This is a genomic window from Glaciimonas sp. GG7, assembly GCF_052976905.1.
The window spans coordinates 61,814-79,560 of sequence record NZ_JBRIIQ010000008.1 but is presented as its reverse complement, the minus strand read 5'-3'; the positions used below and the strand labels follow the sequence as shown (position 1 = coordinate 79,560).

The following is a 17,747-nucleotide window of genomic DNA, read 5'->3' as shown; positions in this document are numbered from 1 at the left end:
GTCTCCGACTCAGTAGTTCTATGCCGAGTACCACGGACAAGCACGAATCGATTTGCACGATCTGCGCGAGTGCGCCTTTTTTGTATTTCTCTGCCATTTTTTCCAGTGTCAATGGCTTGATCTTAGCAGCCTGACCTTCACAACCAAACGCCAGAAAGCGCGCCTTAACCACAGCCTGTGCCGCTTCGCGTGCCGGTTTCAGATAATCGCGTGGATCGAATTTGCTTGGGTTTTCAATCAGGTAGCGACGGATCGCGCCGGTCATTGCCAGACGGATATCGGTGTCGATATTGATCTTGCGCACGCCGTGACGGATGCCTTCCTGAATTTCTTCTACCGGCACGCCGTAGGTTTCTTTCATGTCACCGCCAAATTCGCGTATCTCGGCTAACAACTCTTGCGGGACGGATGACGATCCGTGCATCACCAGATGCGTGTTCGGAATCCGAACGTGAATTTCTTTGATGCGCTCAATAGCCAGAATATCGCCCGTCGGCTTGCGTGAAAACTTGTACGCGCCGTGTGACGTGCCAATCGCAATTGCCAACGCATCGCACTGTGTTCTGGCAACGAAATCCGCCGCTTGCGCAACATCGGTGAGCAACTGTTCGCGGGTCATTTTTCCGTCTGCGCCGTGACCGTCTTCTTTATCGCCCATCATGGTTTCGAGCGAACCGAGTACACCCAGTTCGGCCTCAACCGTGACACCAATGGCGTGCGAAAACTCGACAACTTTGCGTGAGACTTCGATGTTGTATTCATAGCTGGCAACGGTCTTGCCGTCTTCAGTCAATGAGCCGTCCATCATCACCGAGGTAAAGCCGGAGCGGATCGCCGCCATACAGACAGCCGGGGTCTGACCGTGATCCTGATGCATCACTACCGGAATGTGCGGATAAGCCTCAACTGCGGCTTCGATCAAATGCCGCAAAAATGCTTCGCCAGCATATTTGCGTGCACCGGCGGAGGCTTGCATGATGACTGGCGCGCCGACTTCATCGGCGGCCTGCATGATGGCGGTGATTTGTTCCAGATTGTTGACATTAAACGCCGGGATGCCGTAGCTGAATTCTGCAGCATGGTCCAGCAATTGACGCATGGAAACGAGAGACATGTTGATACTCCGATTGTAATAAATTCAGTTGTTGTCGGTGATGTAGGGCATGTTGGCCCGGTAGTTGGCCTAATATTCACCGATCGTCATGATCTTGAAGGCGTTCGTCCCACCGATTTGCCCCATCGGCTCGCCCCAGGTCACCACCACGAGGTCACCCGACTGCACCACGCCTTGGGCTACCAGCAGATTCTGCGCAGCGCGCAAGACCGCGTCACGGTCTGCCGACTGGGCAAGCTCCAGCGACGTCACATTGCGATACAGCGCAGCCTTACGGCGCGTCTGAACGCTTGGAGTAATGGCGAAAATCGGGATATCGATACTGTGACGGCTCATCCATAGCGCCGTTGAGCCGGATTCGGTCAGCGCAGCGATCGCTTTAACGCGTAAATGATGCGCGGTGAACAGCGCGCCATAGGCAATCGACTGGTCGATCCGGGTGAAAGTGACGTTGAGAAAATCGGCGTCGAGTTTGCAATCTTCGGACTTTTCGGCTTCCAGACAAATGGCGGCCATGGCTTCCACCGTCTCGACCGGATAACGACCGGATGCGGTTTCCGCCGAGGTCATGACCGCATCGGTGCCATCGAGCACGGCGTTGGCAACGTCGGACACTTCGGCCCGGGTCGGCACGGCGTTGACGATCATCGATTCCATCATCTGAGTCGCGGTAATCGTCAGTTTGTTGGATGCCCGCGCCATCTTGATCATGCGCTTTTGCAGCGCTGGCACGGCGGCATTGCCGACTTCTACGGCCAGGTCGCCGCGCGCGACCATGATGCCGTCGGAGGCATCCAGAATCGATTGCAAGACCGGAATCGCTTCTGCCCGTTCGATCTTGGCGATCATCATCGGTTTGTGGTTGAAGGCTTCGCCGGCCACATTGGCCAATTGCCGCGCCATTTCCATATCGGTCGCATTTTTAGGGAACGACACCGCGACATAATCGGCCTGAAAACTCATCGCCGTTTTGATGTCGTCCATATCCTTGGAAGTCAGCGCAGGGGCCGACAAGCCGCCGCCCTGGCGATTGATGCCCTTGTTGTTGGAGAGCTCGCCGCCGACTTTGACTACGGTGTGGATTTCATTGCCGATGATACGCTCCACCACCAACACGATGAGGCCATCATTGAGTAGCAGCACATCGGCGATTTTCAGATCGCGCGGCAGTGCTTTGTAATCGAGACCAGCGCGCTCCTGATTGCCAAGTGCGCAATCGGAGTCGAGGATAAATTGTGCGCCATTGATGAGTTCAATCTTGCCCTGCTCAAACTTGCCCACCCGGATTTTGGGGCCTTGCAAGTCGGCCATAATCGCTACCTGACGGCCGCATTTTGCCGCGATTTCACGCACCAGCAAGGCACGGTCGATATGATCCTGGGCCTTACCATGCGAAAAGTTCAACCGCACCACATCCACGCCTGCGTTAAACATCCGCGTGAGTGTCTCAGCATCGCTCGATGCCGGTCCGATGGTGGCGACAATCTTGGTAGCTCTTTGCATGACTGGCTTTAACATGACGACCTTTACTGGAAGTAAATATGTAAAACTATTTAGTGCGGCTAAGTACAGTGGAATGCGGCTGAATTAACCAGCGCGCTGTTGCAAAATTTCAACAGCAGGCAATGTCCGGCCTTCCAAAAACTCCAGAAAAGCACCGCCGCCGGTCGAAATATAGTCAATCTGGTCGGCAATCTGGTATTTGGCAATCGCCGCTAAGGTGTCACCACCGCCAGCAATCGAAAATGCTTTGGCGTTTGCAATCGCCAGCGCCAGTGTTTTCGTACCCTCACCAAACTGATCGAATTCGAATACGCCAACCGGCCCGTTCCAGACCACGGTGCCAGCCTGCGCAATTTGCGCGGCCAACATCGCTGCCGTTTTAGGGCCGATATCGAGAATCATGTCGTCGTCTTCTACGTCGCTGACATCTTTGATGACAGCGGTTGCGGCTGCCGAAAATTCTTTTGAGCAAACCACGTCCACCGGAATCGGCACTGATGCGCCGCGCTGGGCCATCATGTCGATGATCGCGCGGGCGTCCTCGACCAAATCGATTTCAGCCAGCGATTTACCGATTTTAAAACCGGCTGCGAGTAAAAATGTGTTGGCGATACCGCCGCCGACGATCAGATTATCGACCTTATCGGCCAGCGCTTTAAGAATGGTCAGCTTGCTCGATACTTTGGAGCCGGCAACAATGGCCACCAATGGACGGGCAGGCTGATTCAGCGCTTTGCCCAGGGCATCGAGTTCCGCCGCCAGCAACGGTCCGGCGCAGGCGATGGGTGCAAATTTGGCGATCCCGTGGGTCGTGGCTTCGGCCCGATGAGAAGTGCCGAACGCATCGTTGACGTAGATGTCGCATAGCGCGGCCATCTTTTGCGCCAGGGCGTCGTCATTCTTTTTTTCGCCTTTGTTGACGCGGCAATTTTCTAGCAAGACCACCTGGCCGGGGTCAACTTCGACGCCATCGAGCCAGTTTTGACGTAATTCAACCGGTTGATCTAACAGCTCCGACATGCGTGCCGCAATCGGTGCCAACGTGTCGGCCGGTTGGAAATCGCCCTCTGTCGGACGTCCCAGATGCGAAGTCACCATGACCGCAGCGCCAGCGTCGAGCGCCGCACGAATGGCCGGTATCGAGGCGCGAATACGGGTATCTTCAGAGATGCTGCCGTTGTTGTTTTGCGGCACATTGAGGTCGGCGCGGATAAAAACACGCTTGCCTTGCAGTTGGTCTTGCGCGATCAAGTCGCTCAGTCGATTAAATGTCATGTCGATCCGGCACAGTGGCACAGTGGGGGGAGGAAAACCGGTCATTTTACAGCACTCGCCCTCTCAAAAACACCGTTTTAGCCAGTCTTTCCAAGGCGCAACACAATGTTGTAGTGTGACAGGCAAGGGATTAAGCAATCTCGGCGTTGACCTGAATCCGTTAAAATGTTGGATTATTCGCCGGGCTGTCGTTACAAAAACACATCCCCTTACCCCATTCACCACTGCATCACCGGAGATTCACCATGTCTATGTCAGACCGCGACGGGAAAATTTGGAAAGACGGCCAACTAATCGATTGGCGCGATGCCAATGTGCATGTGCTCACGCATTCGTTGCACTACGGCATGGCGGTCTTTGAGGGTGTGCGCGCTTATAAAACCGACAAAGGTGCGGCGATTTTTCGCTTGAAGGAGCATACCCAGCGCCTGCTGAACTCTGCCAAGATTTTCCAGATGCAAGTTCCGTACGATCTGGAAACGCTGATCGATGCACAAATTCAGGTCGTTCGTGAGAATAAGCTGGAGTCCTGTTACATGCGTCCGCTGATCTGGATCGGGTCGGACAAACTCGGCATCTCGCCTAAGGGCAATACGATCCATGTCGCCATTGCGGCCTGGCCTTGGGGCGCTTATCTGGGCGAAGACGGGCTGGCTAAAGGGATCCGCGTCAAAACCTCGTCATTTAGCCGACATCACGTCAACGTCTCAATGGTGCGTGCTAAAGCCAGCGGTTATTACATCAACTCCATCCTCGCCAATCAGGAAGCGCTGGCCGATGGCTACGATGAAGCATTGTTGCTCGACACCGACGGCTATGTCTCGGAAGGGTCTGGCGAAAACGTCTTTATCGTTAAAAGCGGCAAAATTTACACGCCTGATCTGGCCTCCTGCCTGGACGGCATTACCCGTGACGCCGTACTAAAAATGGCACGCGACAACGGGATCGAGGTCGTCGAAAAACGCATTACCCGCGATGAAGTCTATTGCTGCGACGAAGCTTTTTTTACCGGCACAGCGGCTGAAATCACACCGATCCGCGAACTCGACAATCGCACCATCGGCGACGGCATGCGTGGTCCGATCACTGAAAAAATTCAAAGCCTGTTTTTTGACGTCGTTGGCGGCAAGTCGTCGACATATCAGGAATGGCTGACGTTGGTGTAAAACCACGAACACTGTCCCATTTTAAGCAACCAACAATCCCGTAATTCGGAGAATGACATGACCGCAACAAGCACCATTAGTACAGCAAACCCGCAAGCAGTCGTCGAACTCGATGGCAAAGATTTGCCAGCGCATTGCCCCAATCCGCTTATGCCGATATGGTCCTCGCATCCTCGCGTGTTTCTCGACATGACGAAAACCGGGCGCGCTAAATGTCCGTATTGCGGCACCGAATATTGTATGAAACCGGGTGCTGTCATAAAGGCGCATTGATGCGACGTTAATACGAACTTAATGCGTAGACGGCAACAAGGGAGTGCGGTGCGCTCCCTTGTTGTTTTTTAAATTTGGTAAGGAGTAAGCATGCCACGTGCAAAACAAATCCATGGTTCAGCCGATGACATTGAAACCGCTTTTTATGACGCGCTAGGCAGCGCTGACATTGAGGCCATGATGGCGTTATGGGCAGATGATGAAGAAATCGTCTGCGTCCATCCAGGTGCACCGCGCCTCATTGGACACGCCGCCATTCGCGGGGCCTATGAAACCCTGTTTGAGCGCGGCGGCGTGCATATTCGCACCCGAAAAATCCATGCCTCGCACACGATGACGAGCAGCATTCACAATCTGATTGAAGACGTCAATCGTAGCGGTGAACAGGTCACAGAGATGCATATTCTGACGACCAACGCCTACATCAAAACTCCCAAGGGTTGGCGCATCGTATTGCATCACGCTTCCATCGCACCGGGTCAGGCTCCGGAAGATATTTTGGCGACAAATCTGTTGCATTGAATCTGCAAAGTTATAAAAAAAATCGTTTGCGTGGCGAAGGATGAAAAGCATTCATCACGGTGTTTTTGCGGACTGGTCTGCTTTCTTAAATTGCGCGCCAAATTGTTGTGGAAATTACAAAATTTAGATGGTAATGATGGACCGATCAGCAGTACGATAGAAGCGTGAGTAGCGCCTTCAAAATAAATCCACCAACCAGAAGCGTCGCATCATGGCCTCCATTGCTCCTAATTCGTCTTACATCGCCCCCCTATGGTTGCCGGGCGGTCATTTGCAAACCATTTATCCATCGACTTGCATCACCAAACCCGTCGTTACTTATCGACGCGAGCGTTGGAATACGCCGGATGGGGATTTCATCGATATCGACTTCGTCGACGGACAGCCCGGCAAGCCAATGGTGGTGATGTTTCATGGTCTGGAAGGGTCTTCCGACAGCCATTATTCACGCGCATTGATGGCGCATGCAGCAGCGATGGGGTGGTCTGGCGCGGCACCCCATTTTCGTGGTTGCTCCGGTGAAATCAATCTGGCTCCGCGCTTTTATCACTCTGGTGATGCGACGGAAGTGGACTGGATTTTGCGGCGTCTGGCGGCCTCCCGCACGCAAAAAAAATTCAGCAAACTGTATGCCACAGGCGTCTCACTTGGCGGCAATGCATTGTTGCGTTGGCTGGGAGAATCGCAACAGCAGGCTTGCATCGTGGACGCCGCTTGCGCCATCTCAGCACCGCTCGATCTGGCAGGCGGCGGCACGGCCTTGTCGCATGGCTTCAATATGTTATATACGCGGGTTTTTCTGCGCACCATGAAAACCAAATCGCTCAATAAACTAGCCCAGTTTCCCAGCTTGTTCGATCGCGAGGGCATGCTCAACGCCCGTGATTTGCATGCCTTCGACAATATTGTCACCGCCCCGCTACACGGTTATCGCGACACCGACGACTATTGGGATCGCGCCAGCGCAAAACATGTTTTGAACGACATCGCCGTGCCTACCTTAGTGCTCAACGCCAGGAACGATCCGTTTCTACCGCCGCAGCATTTACCCCGCAGCGCTGCGGCCTGCGTCACGTTGGAATATCCGGCAGAAGGCGGCCATGTCGGTTTTCCCGTTGGTGCGCCGCCGGGCCGGGTAGACTGGCTACCGCAGCGTATCGTGCGATTTTTGTTAGCCGCCTGATGTATGAAGCGCCATTACCCCGTTCGGACTGAGTAGGCACGAAGTGCCGTATCGAAGAGTGACAGAAGTATGCATATACTTCGATACGCCCTAAAGGGCTACTCAGTACGAATGAATTTTTTGAACGCAATGTCAACACGTACTAGCACGATCAATACCTCTCAATAGAACCAAGGAACTGCATCAAGATGGATGACATCGTCAAGAAAGCAATGACTAAATGGCCCGACGTACCCGCCTGCTTTGGCTGGCTGGCGTTGGATGCGCGCGGCGCGTGGCGCATGCGCGACGAAGAAACTCAGCGTCATGATTTACCGGGTAACAAGATCATGCATACCGCCTTGTGCGCCTTCATTAATCGCAATTACAGCGTTGATGCTCAAGGCCGCGGCTATTTTCAAAACGGTCCGCAGTGTGTGTACGTGGATCTGGCACTGACGCCGTATATCGCCCACACTGATCCGTTACTGGGATTAGTGCTACAGACCGGTGAAGTATTGAACACCATTGATAACGTTTGGCTGACAGAACAAGGTCAGCCCTTATTTTTAACAGGCAACAAAATCGCCGCACTCGATGATCGCGACATCGCAGAATGGATGACCGGCTTACGCATCAACGGTGCAAGCGTTGCCGATGAATGCCTGCTGGAATGGCTGGTAGCGCCTGCTGATGAAGATGGGGCTGAGATGACCTTGCAATATAAAGAAAGACCGCTGGCGGTTGCGCGTATCGCAAGCGCTGATCTGCCGCTCAGATTCACATTTGTGCAGCGTCCCCGTCACTAATTGATCTCCACAAAACCAACCCTACCATGACCAATACAACGACTACGACATCCCCCCTGACCCACTTTGACCATACAGGCCAGGCGCACATGGTTGATGTCGGCGCAAAGCAAGACACGCATCGCATCGCCATCGCCAGCGGCACGATCCGCATGCAACCGGCGACGCTATTACTGATCACCTCAGGTAGCGCAAAAAAAGGCGACGTCCTTGGCATCGCCCGCATCGCCGCCATCATGGCCACCAAACGCACCAGCGACCTCATTCCACTGTGCCATCCATTGGCGCTGACAAGAGTGAAGGTTGATTTTTCTGTCGACGTGCCGCAGTCCAGTATCAGTTGTACGGTCCAGGCTGAGACGGTCGGCAAGACCGGTGTTGAGATGGAGGCGCTCACCGCCGTTCAGGTCGGTCTGCTGACCATTTACGATATGTGTAAAGCGGCTGATCGGGGAATGGTCATGACGGATGTGCGGGTGCTGGAAAAGCATGGCGGAAAGTCGGGCGATTGGACGGCTCTGACGGACTAAAAAATTGCCCGATTACTGCTAACCCTTCTTGCGATTTGATTTTCTCCGGCCTATACTTTTTTCTCTGCCTTAAGCTTAAACGAACAAGTTACTGCTCTCTACATCTATGCTGCCCGTTCCTCGGACGGTATTTACTCTCGGAGAAATGATGCTTACGACGACTTATGCTTTTCTCAGTTTATCGACCGAGCAAAAGAGAGTACATAACCTCTTATCCTCAGCGCAACAATTACTGCACAGCTTTGCCAACCGGCAGCGTCTTGATGCTGCGACGCTGACGTCTGTGATCGATCAGTTTGCCAAACTCGACGGATCTTGTCATCGACGAAAAATCGAAACCTACGTCATTCCGGCCGTCCAACAGGCCACACAAGAAGCCAATCTGCTGCTTGCCGAATTGCAAGCATCCAATACCATTGCCCGCCAACTTCTGGACTCTGTCCAAGAGTGGGTACGGCTGTCATTGGCGCACAGTGCGATAGAAATAACAGAGTTTTACGCACTGATTGAACGATATTGCAACGTGCTGCTTGAGCGACTTGCCAAGGAAGAAAAAGAATTACTACCGCTCGCGCAACGCGTTTTATCCAACGATGCATGGTTTGCGATAGGTGCACAATTTTTATCAACGGATGTCGTGCGCAAACCACTTTCCAACCATATTGACCGATTCGATTCAGACAACCTTGCATTATCGGACGCACTGATGACACTCGTGGTCGGCGGCAATGTAATCGTTGATCAGACTATGCATGCGCAATCTGCCAACGGCCTGAACTGTTAGCGAATCCGAGTCGAATTTTTTTCAGGAGAAGACCATGCCCACATCCTTCGAACAACTTACCAATACCCTCAAAACGCATGCCCAGGCGCAGCACGCCATTACGGCAGACCTCGGCAATCAAGCGGGCGAATGCGTCGCAGAGTTGATGCGGCTCAATACGGATCTTGTGAAGGCGACGCTAGCAGAGTCAACGGCCGCCGCCAAAGAACTCTTAAGCGCACCCAACTCACAAGATGCTTACTCCGTTGGTGCCACGCATATCAAACGCGAAATGCAAAGTGCCATCTATTACGGTAGCGAGGTCATGCGCCTTGCCTCCGACATGCAGACGGCACGCAGTAAAGCCATGGTGGAAACCATCGCCGAAGCTGGCCGCCGAAGAGCTGAACTGATGACTGAATGGACAAAAAATATTACATTGAACTCTCAACAGATTTCCGACATGTTCAAATCAACCTGGGAAACCACGCGCGATGCATACACAAACGCAGCACATTTAACCGACGAGGCGGCTACTGAGCAAAGTCAACCAGCGATGGATACGATCCATCCTGCATCACGCAAAAAAGGAGGAGATCAAACCGCCAGGACCACGCATTGATGATCATTAATAACACTGCAGTTATTTATCTGTACGTAACACAATCGATTGCGCACAGACTAAAATGAGGCAACCTTGAGACAGAAAACACGGAGAAATAATGAAGCTGACTTATTGGATTGCCGAACATTTAAAAGACGACAGCGCTGAATCGATCATCGCAAGAACGAAGCATGATTGCGAACAAAAGGTGATTGCCTATGAGGGTTCGACCGATTACAGCACGCCAATAAAAAAATCGTTTTTATATAACGATGCCTTTGATTTATTTGAAATTGCTACAAGTAAAGATGGCGGGAGAGGGATGGGGTAGCGCCCTCACTTTCCATGCAATGAGCCTCCCCGCGTTATATTCGCCTCACTCCCCCACAACGCGATCAACATGTCTATCGAACTCGAAAAAGAAACCCGTCAAGAAGCCATCAACTCCATTGAACGTTATTTTGCGCAACATATGGAAGAGCCCATCGGCAATCTTCAGGCTGGCGCATTGCTAGCCTTTATTCTGGAAGAAATTGGTCCGTCGATTTACAACAAAGCCGTTCTGGATGCTCAAGAGCGGCTTGGACAACGTGTTCAGGAACTAGATATTGAGATTCATCAGGAAGAGTTCACTTATTGGAAAAAACATCCTCGGCGTCGCTGATGGCCATCGGAATAGGACTTACGCAAATTGTTCCAGCAAGGCGTGCCGACGCAGACAGTACGCTCGCTAGTACGCCAGTACGCCTAGGAAAGCACAACGCCGCTGGGGCGATTTTTCGTAAGTCCTATTTCTGTGCGGAACCGCGGCTCCGGCAACCCCGGCACGGTGACACACATCGCAAAGACGCCGCCGGATTGTGGATATTGCTGCAACTCTGCTTCCGGGCGGCCTGCGCTGGCGCTGGTGACGTATAACGTACGCAAATCGCTACCGCCAAACGCGCACATCGTCGGACAACGCGCAGGTAGCGGATACGATTCGACCACTTCACCAGCGGGAGAAATGCGGACGATCCGGCCACCTTCATATAACGCACTCCAGTAATAGCCCTCGCTATCGACCGCCGCGCCATCGGGACGACCGCGATCTTCTGCCGTTGGGGTAAAACGCACCCACACTTCTTTACTACCCAGCGCACCGCTAGCGGCGTCGTAAGCATGCCGCCAGATCACAAAATTGGGCGTATCTGAGTGATATATCCAGCGCTCGTCAGGACTGAAAGCGAGGCCATTTGAGGTGAGTATGTCGGCATCCATGGCAGCTAAGCCCCGTGCATCAAAACGGTATAAATGCGCATTGCTGCCAGCTTTAGGCTCATCGAGCGTACCGGCCCAGAATCGTCCCTGACTATCGCAGCGGCCATCGTTGAAGCGGCTCCAGGCTTGATTTTCAGGGTTATCGGCCAGCTTTGTAACTTGCTCGCCGTTAGCGTTCAATAGCCAGATTCCGGAGCGCATACCGGCGATAAAGCCGCCATCATCGGTGAGCGAAAAACAACCGATATGTTCGGCTACCGGTAATGTTTGTTGTTCGCCTTTGCCACCGTCATCGCCGGGGCTGAAGAAATGGATTGCTGGCGCAAGAATATCGACCCAATAGAGGCGTTGGTGAATATCGTCCCAACGCGGGCATTCGCCTAGCTTGGCCGGGGTGTCGATGATGCACGTGAATTTATTCATTCATTTTTCCTTAAACTTGGACGGTAAAGAGACGATCATGCAATGGTACGCAGCAAAAGCGCTAAACACCAACGAAGTGTTTTATGCTGCGACATTCTCTGCTATTCCAACCATCATGCCGACCATCACTTCACTGCATATTTATCCGATCAAATCCTGCGCCGGGATAGACCTGAAACAAGCCACCTTGACGCCATCAGGTTTGCGACATCTGCATACGCATGATCGCCAATGGATGGTGGTTGATAGTACCGGTCGATTTCTCACCCAGCGCGAGTATCCGCAAATGGCCTTGATCGTCCCCAGTCTGCACGCCGAGGGGATGCGTCTGAGCGCACCAGGTATGGCTGTGCTGGATATTGCGCGCGCATCAAAAGGCTCGGCGCTTTCTGTTTCGGTCTGGGATGACAGTCTTGTCGCGCAAGATTGCCATGACACTATTGCGCAATGGTTCACTACAATTATTGGCGTGCCTTGTCGACTAGTGCGCTTTGATCCAGCCAGCTTGCGTCTGGCGAGCAAAAAATGGACCGGGGAACGGCTAACGCCAATACTATTTGCTGACGGCTATCCGATGCTGCTGACCTCACAAGCCTCGCTTGATGATCTGAATCAAAAATTGATGGCGCAAGGACGGGATGCACTGCCGATGAATCGGTTCCGCCCCAACATCGTCATCGATGGGATCGCGGCGTTTGAAGAAGACTTTGCCGACACTTTCAGCACCGACAAAGTCCGTTTGCAACCGGTAAAACCCTGCCCGCGCTGCCCGATCCCGTCTATTGATCAGGCCACCGGCAAACACGGCCCTGATCCGATGGATATTTTGCAGACCTATCGCGCCAATCCGAGGGTCGATGGTGGGATTACATTTGGGATGAATATGATTTTGCTGGAAGGCGATGAAGAGGTATTGCGGGTCGGGCAAGAGATTGCGTTCGAACTGGCGTTCTGATGGTGTGGCCTAAGCCTTAATCTCGGCCTGTAAGTGCTCGTACTTGGCCTGCAACTGCTCCTTGCTTTCATGCCAGGCAGGGTCAAAGGGAATACAACTGACGGGGCATACTTGCTGACATTGCGGCTCGTTAAAATGCCCGACGCATTCGGTGCATTTAGTCGGATCGATTTCATAAATCAGCGGCCCCATATAAATCGCACCGTTCGGGCACTCGGGTTCGCAAACGTCGCAATTAATACAGTCATCGGTAATCAGTAATGCCATGAGGATGCTCTTGGGGTGTTCTTAGGTGTTCTTAGGTGTTCTTAGGTGTTCTTAGGTGTTCTTAGGTGTTCTTTTAAGGCGTAGCCGGGCGGCGAAACCGACCGGCAGAAAACAATTTTATACCTTACCTTGCTCAATCACAGCCTGTGCGGCCAGTTTTTCCTTGAGCCATTTTTCAACCGAAGGGAAAACGAATTTCGACACATCTCCGCCCAATGTGGCAATCTCACGCACGATGGTGCCGGAAATAAACTGGTACTGGTCTGATGGCGTCAAAAACAATGTTTCTACATCCGGCAACAAATAGCGATTCATACCCGCCATCTGAAACTCAAATTCGAAATCCGATACGGCACGCAATCCTCGCATGATGACGTTGGCGTCATGTTGACGCACAAAATCCTTGAGCAAACCAGAAAAGCTTTCTACCTGCACATTGGGGTAGTGCCCCAATACTTCATTGGCGATCGATAACCGCTCTTCCAAAGAAAAAAAGGGTTTTTTGCTCTTGCTATCAGCAACGCCGACGACCAATTTGTCAAATAATCCCGATGCTCGCCGGACCAAATCTTCATGCCCGCGTGTCAGTGGATCGAATGTTCCTGGATATACAGCTGTAACCATGTTGCTTCCCCCGAAGTGCCCCAATCAGACGGCGCATTATGCCTGAAAATTATGCAAGTTTAATATTGCTTTCGTTGCAACAAATGATAGAACACTATTCCGGCCTTGTCAGCGCGGACGACTTCCCAATCGGCCATCCAGTCTGGCTGTACGATTTCATCCGCATTGCCGGCATCGCCCAATGCACGTTCGGATTCAACGTAGACTAGACCGCGCTCGGTCAGCAAACGTTCACATAGCGGTAATGTTTTGGCCAGCCAGCCTTGATGATACGGCGGATCGAGGAAAATGAGGTTGAAACGCGCATATTCAGTTACATTTTCAGCACTATTTTGAGGATGGATGCGGCCCGCCAACGCCTGCAAAGTCGTTGCTGCGTCTCCGCGTTGAATCTGGACCGTGCTGGCATCTAATTTCGTTTTAGTCGCCTCTAGCTGGCGCACCGCTGGCGTGTTGTGCTCAATCATCAGCACTTCTGCTGCGCCGCGACTAGCCGCTTCAAACCCCAGCGCCCCGGTTCCGGCGAATAAATCAAGGCAGCGGACCTCTGACCAACGCCCGTCGATGATGTGCGTCAACCAGTTAAATACCGTTTCGCGCACACGATCCGGGGTCGGGCGCAATCCCTCGCATTCGATCACGGCCAATGGCGTACGTTTCCATTTCCCACCGATGATACGCACCTGACGCGGTTGCGGTGGTTTTTGACGATGAACGGCGACGGGATTTTTACTTTGTTTCATTTACGTTCTTCGCTGGTGAGAAGGCGAGCCGGAGCCAATTTGAAAGGCGCGGCTCTGATAGAATGCCGGGGATTGTACCTTGCGATTAATTTCTGCGCGGCCCCCTATTTGAACGCCTTTCCGAGCCAGGCCCCTGATGTTTAGTTTCTTCAAGAAAAAACCCAAAACTGATTCCGTTTCATTGCATCCATCGCAAGATGCAGCAACTCCGGCATTGCCCGAACTTGCACAGTCGGAAATCTCTTCGTCAGCGCCTGACATTGCTGAAACTGCCGTCGCGGAATCGCCAAAACGCTCCTGGCTTGATCGGCTGACCCATAAAGATGCCGATAAGGATGCCAATATAGAAGCCCCGTCGCCAGTAGACGATGCCCCAGCCGACATCATTACCCCGGCAACTGCGCCGGAATCTATCGCGCCGCACGAAGAATACGCGCAAGAGAGCATCATCACCGCAGAGGTTGCCGTAGAGCAAAAGCGTTCATGGCTCACGCGTTTGAAAACCGGATTATCGAAAACCTCTTCCAATCTCACCACCTTATTCATCGGCGCCAAAATCGACGATGCACTGTACGAAGAGCTGGAGTCGGCATTATTGGTCTCCGACGCCGGTGTCCAGGCAACGCAGTTCTTGCTCAATGCACTCAAAAAGAAAGTCAAAGATGAGCGCCTGACCGAGGCGGCGCAAGTCAAGACCGCCCTGCGCGCCTTGCTCATTACGTTGCTCACGCCGCTGCAAAAGCCTATGGAAATCGGTAAGCATCAGCCACTGGTGATGATGATCGCTGGCGTCAACGGCGCAGGCAAAACTACCACCATCGGTAAGCTGGCCAAGCATCTGCAAGCGCACCAGCAATCGGTCTTGCTGGCTGCTGGCGACACTTTCCGCGCCGCTGCCCGCGAGCAATTAACCATTTGGGGCGAACGCAATAATGTCAGCGTCATCGCGCAAGAATCGGGCGACCCTGCCGCAGTCGCTTTCGACGCCGTCCATTCGGCTCAGGCCCGTGGGACCAACGTTGTCATGGTCGATACCGCCGGACGTCTGCCAACGCAGTTGCATCTGATGGATGAACTGAAAAAAGTCAAACGCGTGATCACCAAAGGCATGGCCTCGGCCCCGCATGAAATCCTGTTAGTGATTGATGGCAACACCGGACAGAATGCATTGGCGCAAGTCAAAGCATTCGACGATGCACTCGGTCTGACCGGTCTGGTCATTACCAAACTGGACGGCACCGCAAAAGGCGGCATCCTGGCAGCCATCGCCATGACGCGCCCGGTTCCGGTGTATTTCATTGGGGTTGGCGAACAGATCGAAGATCTGCAACCGTTTGATGCGACCGATTTTGTGGATGCGTTGCTGCGCTGATCTGATAACGTATTTACTGACACTGACGCGATTGATTACATGATTAAATTCAGCCAAGTCTCCAAACAATATACGCACGACACTTTTGCCTTGCGCGACATTACCCTCACGGTGAATAAGGGCGACCTGATTTTCCTGGCAGGACCCAGCGGCGCGGGCAAATCAACGCTGTTGAAAATGATCGGCGCTATTGAACGGCCTGGCAGTGGCACGCTGACCGTGAGCGGTCAAAACGTTGGCAAGCTGAAAGCTTCCGGGATTCCTTATCTGCGGCGTAATCTTGGGCTGATTTTTCAGGAGCAACGGCTGCTGGCTGATCGCACAGTGTTGGCAAACGTGATGCTGCCGTTGCTGGTCACCGGTTCGCGCCGGGGAGAGGCTGAAATCCGCGCCCGTGCTGCGCTCGACAAAGTGGGCCTGATCGATAAAGCCGGATCGTCTCCACAAACACTGTCTGGTGGCGAGCAACAGCGCGTGGCAATTGCCCGCGCCATCGTGAATCGGCCGCAAATCATTCTTGCTGACGAGCCTACCGCGAATCTGGATCGGGACAATGCCGATCATGTTCTCAACGCGCTCAAGTCATTTCATGCCGCTGGCGTGACTTGCATGATCTCCACCCATGACGAACAATTTTTGCATAGCGCTAACCACGTTATTTTTCTCGATCAGGGACGCATCGTCGATCATTGGCAAAATGCCTCCGCGCGAGGTGGCAAATGAGCGCCATCAAAACCTGGCTGCGTCAGCATGCCTTGGCGATCGTAGATGCTTTCATCCATTTAGCGAAAGCGCCGGGCAGTTTTGCCATGAATGTGCTGGTGGTGGCGATTGCATTGGCGCTGCCATTTGCCGGTCTGACGGTACTCGAAAATATCCGTCCGGTCTCTGAGCAATTGGCGGTGCAACCTGAAATCAGCGTCTTCGCCGCAATGGAGACCCCGCGTGAACAAGCCAGCGCACTGGCCACACCTATTCGCGCCATTTTGCAGAAACACGATAAGAACGCCAGGGTCCGCTTCGTCCCGCGTGAGCAGGCGCTCGATGATTTGAAGGGCAAAACAGGTCTGGCCGATGCACTCACCACACTGGGTCAGAATCCCCTGCCGGACGCCTATGTATTGCAGCTATCGGGCTTCAAGGATCTGGCAGACGCCAATCAGATTGACACCATCACCGCCCAGCTAAAGGCACTCTCTGGCGTCGAAAGCGTACTGGTCGATTCAGATTGGGTAAAACGACTGGCAGCCTTGCTGCACATCATGCGCTTGGTATTGTTATTGTTGGCCATCACGCTGGCGGTCGTGGTGATCGCGGTCGTATTTAATACGGTGCGTTTGCAGGTGTTGACGCAACGTGAAGAAATCGCCGTCGCCAAGCTCGTGGGGGCGACGAATGCGTTTATTCACCGACCGTTTTATTACACCGGCGCGTTGCTCGGCTTGAGTGCTGGCGGGGTCGCGCTGGGCTGTGTTGCGCTCGGGTTGCAGCCACTCAATCAAGCAATAGCGGAATTTGCTCGATTGTATGCGTCAGAATTTTTATTACTCCCGCTCGATCCAGGCTTGACCTTGATGCTGCTGGCCGCCAGCGCTGGATTGGGACTCATCGGCGCGGTGTTGTCGGTGCGCCGTCATTTGGCACGGTTGGCGTAAGCCATCGGTGTCCGTAGCGTGAAGTCGGATACCATAGGGTCCTTCGCCATTTTTGCAGTTATCTGCCCTCCACCGTGCTAAAAATTGCTTTCAAACATGCATTATTGCTTTGCGTCGGCACTGTCCTCGTCGCCGCGTGCTCACCGAAATTCAATTGGCGGCAGGTTCAGGGCAACGATGCCCCTTTCAGCGTATTGCTACCGGCAAAAGCGTCTACCTTCTCACGCGAAGTTGACCTCAACGGCGTGAAAGTCAACATGACCATGACGGCAACCGAGATCGACGACACCGTATTCGCCGTTGGTAGTGCCAAGATAAGCGATCCCAGCCAGGCCGCTGCAGCGCTCCAGACGATGAAATCAGCACTCGTCAAGAATATCAATGGCAGCATCACATCTGAAACCGACAGCGACACGGTTGGCGGACGTCAGGATAGCGCCCTGAGCATTACTCTGGAGGCAGCCGGTGCTGCTGAGAGTAACAGTCAAAGTAACAGTCAAAACAACAGTCAACCGAAGGCACTGTTCGCGCATTTACAAAGCAAGGGCGACTATATCTATCAAGTCATCGTGATCGGTCCGCAAAAAACCGTGAAGCGCGAAAATGTAGAGATGTTTATAGAATCATTCAAGGCCAGCTAAGCCGGGTCAAAAGCTGGCCGATACTTAGGCCGATACCTGACCGATACATTACGCAACAGCGCGCAGGAAAATAGAGGATATGACTT

The 17,747-nt window shown here is 53.2% G+C and carries 22 protein-coding genes; 15 read left to right on the top strand and 7 right to left on the bottom strand.

Going from position 1 to position 17,747, the window contains the following annotated elements; all coding sequences use genetic code 11:
* The 3 genes from fba to ACVBEF_RS04100 form a co-directional block, all read right to left on the bottom strand.
* Positions 1-1,114, bottom strand: a 1,114-nt coding sequence (fba, locus tag ACVBEF_RS04110; RefSeq protein ID WP_447122671.1) for a class II fructose-bisphosphate aldolase, incomplete at its 3' end; no start/stop codon positions are given.
* 69 nt (positions 1,115-1,183) lie between these two features.
* Positions 1,184-2,617, bottom strand: a complete 1,434-nt coding sequence (pyk, locus tag ACVBEF_RS04105; RefSeq protein WP_447122678.1) for a pyruvate kinase — start codon at positions 2,615-2,617, stop codon at positions 1,184-1,186.
* 84 nt (positions 2,618-2,701) lie between these two features.
* Positions 2,702-3,892, bottom strand: a complete 1,191-nt coding sequence (locus tag ACVBEF_RS04100; RefSeq protein WP_447122670.1) for a phosphoglycerate kinase — start codon at positions 3,890-3,892, stop codon at positions 2,702-2,704.
* Positions 3,893-4,137: 245 nt separating this feature from the next.
* On the opposite strand from ACVBEF_RS04100, the gene ACVBEF_RS04095 reads away from it, so the two are divergent.
* The 10 genes from ACVBEF_RS04095 to ACVBEF_RS04050 all read left to right on the top strand — a co-directional run bounded on the left by ACVBEF_RS04095 (position 4,138) and on the right by ACVBEF_RS04050 (position 10,385).
* Positions 4,138-5,058 carry a branched-chain amino acid transaminase gene (locus tag ACVBEF_RS04095; RefSeq protein ID WP_447122669.1) on the top strand — a complete coding sequence of 307 codons (921 nt, stop codon included), beginning with the start codon at positions 4,138-4,140 and terminating at the stop codon, positions 5,056-5,058.
* A gap of 57 nt (positions 5,059-5,115) precedes the next feature.
* A complete protein-coding gene (locus ACVBEF_RS04090) occupies positions 5,116-5,331 on the top strand; it encodes a zinc-finger domain-containing protein (RefSeq protein WP_447122668.1) in 216 nt (71 codons plus the stop codon).
* 90 nt (positions 5,332-5,421) lie between these two features.
* Positions 5,422-5,853, top strand: coding sequence for a YybH family protein (locus ACVBEF_RS04085; protein WP_447122667.1), 432 nt, complete (start codon positions 5,422-5,424; stop codon positions 5,851-5,853).
* A gap of 211 nt (positions 5,854-6,064) precedes the next feature.
* Complete coding sequence (locus ACVBEF_RS04080; protein ID WP_447122666.1) at positions 6,065-7,036, top strand: YheT family hydrolase; 972 nt, start codon at positions 6,065-6,067, stop codon at positions 7,034-7,036.
* A 188-nt stretch (positions 7,037-7,224) separates the two neighbouring features.
* Positions 7,225-7,824 (top strand): DUF2946 family protein, encoded by a 600-nt coding sequence (locus tag ACVBEF_RS04075; RefSeq protein ID WP_447122665.1) that lies wholly within the window; start codon positions 7,225-7,227, stop codon positions 7,822-7,824.
* A 26-nt stretch (positions 7,825-7,850) separates the two neighbouring features.
* Positions 7,851-8,354 carry a cyclic pyranopterin monophosphate synthase MoaC gene (gene moaC / locus ACVBEF_RS04070; protein WP_447122664.1) on the top strand — a complete coding sequence of 168 codons (504 nt, stop codon included), beginning with the start codon at positions 7,851-7,853 and terminating at the stop codon, positions 8,352-8,354.
* A 148-nt stretch (positions 8,355-8,502) separates the two neighbouring features.
* On the top strand, positions 8,503-9,138 hold the full coding sequence (locus ACVBEF_RS04065) for a hemerythrin domain-containing protein (RefSeq protein ID WP_447122663.1): 636 nt from the start codon (positions 8,503-8,505) through the stop codon (positions 9,136-9,138).
* A gap of 34 nt (positions 9,139-9,172) precedes the next feature.
* The gene (locus ACVBEF_RS04060) at positions 9,173-9,739 is read left to right on the top strand and encodes a phasin family protein (RefSeq protein WP_447122662.1); all 567 of its coding nucleotides are present in this window, start codon (positions 9,173-9,175) and stop codon (positions 9,737-9,739) included.
* Between the two features lie 100 nt (positions 9,740-9,839).
* Positions 9,840-10,052 (top strand): hypothetical protein, encoded by a 213-nt coding sequence (locus tag ACVBEF_RS04055; RefSeq protein ID WP_447122661.1) that lies wholly within the window; start codon positions 9,840-9,842, stop codon positions 10,050-10,052.
* 69 nt (positions 10,053-10,121) lie between these two features.
* Complete coding sequence (locus ACVBEF_RS04050; protein ID WP_447122660.1) at positions 10,122-10,385, top strand: DUF2164 domain-containing protein; 264 nt, start codon at positions 10,122-10,124, stop codon at positions 10,383-10,385.
* Positions 10,386-10,468: 83 nt separating this feature from the next.
* Here the strand turns inward: ACVBEF_RS04050 and ACVBEF_RS04045 are convergent, their stop codons facing one another.
* Positions 10,469-11,404, bottom strand: coding sequence for an SMP-30/gluconolactonase/LRE family protein (locus ACVBEF_RS04045; RefSeq protein ID WP_447122659.1), 936 nt, complete (start codon positions 11,402-11,404; stop codon positions 10,469-10,471).
* 37 nt (positions 11,405-11,441) lie between these two features.
* Between ACVBEF_RS04045 and ACVBEF_RS04040 the strand changes: the two genes are divergently transcribed.
* On the top strand, positions 11,442-12,359 hold the full coding sequence (locus ACVBEF_RS04040; protein WP_447122658.1) for an MOSC domain-containing protein: 918 nt from the start codon (positions 11,442-11,444) through the stop codon (positions 12,357-12,359).
* Between the two features lie 9 nt (positions 12,360-12,368).
* Here ACVBEF_RS04040 and ACVBEF_RS04035 read toward each other — a convergent pair whose 3' ends face one another.
* The 3 genes from ACVBEF_RS04035 to rsmD all read right to left on the bottom strand — a co-directional run bounded on the left by ACVBEF_RS04035 (position 12,369) and on the right by rsmD (position 13,993).
* Complete coding sequence (locus ACVBEF_RS04035) at positions 12,369-12,626, bottom strand: YfhL family 4Fe-4S dicluster ferredoxin (RefSeq protein WP_447122657.1); 258 nt, start codon at positions 12,624-12,626, stop codon at positions 12,369-12,371.
* A gap of 117 nt (positions 12,627-12,743) precedes the next feature.
* Positions 12,744-13,250 carry a pantetheine-phosphate adenylyltransferase gene (gene coaD, locus ACVBEF_RS04030; protein ID WP_447122656.1) on the bottom strand — a complete coding sequence of 169 codons (507 nt, stop codon included), beginning with the start codon at positions 13,248-13,250 and terminating at the stop codon, positions 12,744-12,746.
* Positions 13,251-13,309: 59 nt separating this feature from the next.
* Positions 13,310-13,993, bottom strand: coding sequence for a 16S rRNA (guanine(966)-N(2))-methyltransferase RsmD (rsmD, locus tag ACVBEF_RS04025; RefSeq protein ID WP_447122655.1), 684 nt, complete (start codon positions 13,991-13,993; stop codon positions 13,310-13,312).
* Between the two features lie 136 nt (positions 13,994-14,129).
* On the opposite strand from rsmD, the gene ftsY reads away from it, so the two are divergent.
* The 4 genes from ftsY (at position 14,130) to ACVBEF_RS04005 (ending at position 17,661) form a co-directional block, all read left to right on the top strand.
* On the top strand, positions 14,130-15,365 hold the full coding sequence (ftsY, locus tag ACVBEF_RS04020) for a signal recognition particle-docking protein FtsY (protein ID WP_447122654.1): 1,236 nt from the start codon (positions 14,130-14,132) through the stop codon (positions 15,363-15,365).
* Positions 15,366-15,404: 39 nt separating this feature from the next.
* On the top strand, positions 15,405-16,088 hold the full coding sequence (locus tag ACVBEF_RS04015; RefSeq protein WP_447122653.1) for a cell division ATP-binding protein FtsE: 684 nt from the start codon (positions 15,405-15,407) through the stop codon (positions 16,086-16,088).
* A gap of 5 nt (positions 16,089-16,093) precedes the next feature.
* A complete protein-coding gene (gene ftsX, locus ACVBEF_RS04010) occupies positions 16,094-17,020 on the top strand; it encodes a permease-like cell division protein FtsX (protein ID WP_447122677.1) in 927 nt (308 codons plus the stop codon).
* A gap of 74 nt (positions 17,021-17,094) precedes the next feature.
* On the top strand, positions 17,095-17,661 hold the full coding sequence (locus ACVBEF_RS04005) for a hypothetical protein (RefSeq protein ID WP_447122652.1): 567 nt from the start codon (positions 17,095-17,097) through the stop codon (positions 17,659-17,661).
* Positions 17,662-17,747: the final 86 nt, after the last annotated feature.

Coding starts and splice junctions, on each gene's coding strand:
- pyk (WP_447122678.1), bottom strand. CDS start 2,617: ATGCAAAGAGCTACCAAGATTGTCGCCACCATCGGACCGGCATCGAGC.
- ACVBEF_RS04100 (WP_447122670.1), bottom strand. CDS start 3,892: ATGACATTTAATCGACTGAGCGACTTGATCGCGCAAGACCAACTGCAA.
- ACVBEF_RS04095 (WP_447122669.1), top strand. CDS start 4,138: ATGTCTATGTCAGACCGCGACGGGAAAATTTGGAAAGACGGCCAACTA.
- ACVBEF_RS04090 (WP_447122668.1), top strand. CDS start 5,116: ATGACCGCAACAAGCACCATTAGTACAGCAAACCCGCAAGCAGTCGTC.
- ACVBEF_RS04085 (WP_447122667.1), top strand. CDS start 5,422: ATGCCACGTGCAAAACAAATCCATGGTTCAGCCGATGACATTGAAACC.
- ACVBEF_RS04080 (WP_447122666.1), top strand. CDS start 6,065: ATGGCCTCCATTGCTCCTAATTCGTCTTACATCGCCCCCCTATGGTTG.
- ACVBEF_RS04075 (WP_447122665.1), top strand. CDS start 7,225: ATGGATGACATCGTCAAGAAAGCAATGACTAAATGGCCCGACGTACCC.
- moaC (WP_447122664.1), top strand. CDS start 7,851: ATGACCAATACAACGACTACGACATCCCCCCTGACCCACTTTGACCAT.
- ACVBEF_RS04065 (WP_447122663.1), top strand. CDS start 8,503: ATGCTTACGACGACTTATGCTTTTCTCAGTTTATCGACCGAGCAAAAG.
- ACVBEF_RS04060 (WP_447122662.1), top strand. CDS start 9,173: ATGCCCACATCCTTCGAACAACTTACCAATACCCTCAAAACGCATGCC.
- ACVBEF_RS04055 (WP_447122661.1), top strand. CDS start 9,840: ATGAAGCTGACTTATTGGATTGCCGAACATTTAAAAGACGACAGCGCT.
- ACVBEF_RS04050 (WP_447122660.1), top strand. CDS start 10,122: ATGTCTATCGAACTCGAAAAAGAAACCCGTCAAGAAGCCATCAACTCC.
- ACVBEF_RS04045 (WP_447122659.1), bottom strand. CDS start 11,404: ATGAATAAATTCACGTGCATCATCGACACCCCGGCCAAGCTAGGCGAA.
- ACVBEF_RS04040 (WP_447122658.1), top strand. CDS start 11,442: ATGCAATGGTACGCAGCAAAAGCGCTAAACACCAACGAAGTGTTTTAT.
- ACVBEF_RS04035 (WP_447122657.1), bottom strand. CDS start 12,626: ATGGCATTACTGATTACCGATGACTGTATTAATTGCGACGTTTGCGAA.
- coaD (WP_447122656.1), bottom strand. CDS start 13,250: ATGGTTACAGCTGTATATCCAGGAACATTCGATCCACTGACACGCGGG.
- rsmD (WP_447122655.1), bottom strand. CDS start 13,993: ATGAAACAAAGTAAAAATCCCGTCGCCGTTCATCGTCAAAAACCACCG.
- ftsY (WP_447122654.1), top strand. CDS start 14,130: ATGTTTAGTTTCTTCAAGAAAAAACCCAAAACTGATTCCGTTTCATTG.
- ACVBEF_RS04015 (WP_447122653.1), top strand. CDS start 15,405: ATGATTAAATTCAGCCAAGTCTCCAAACAATATACGCACGACACTTTT.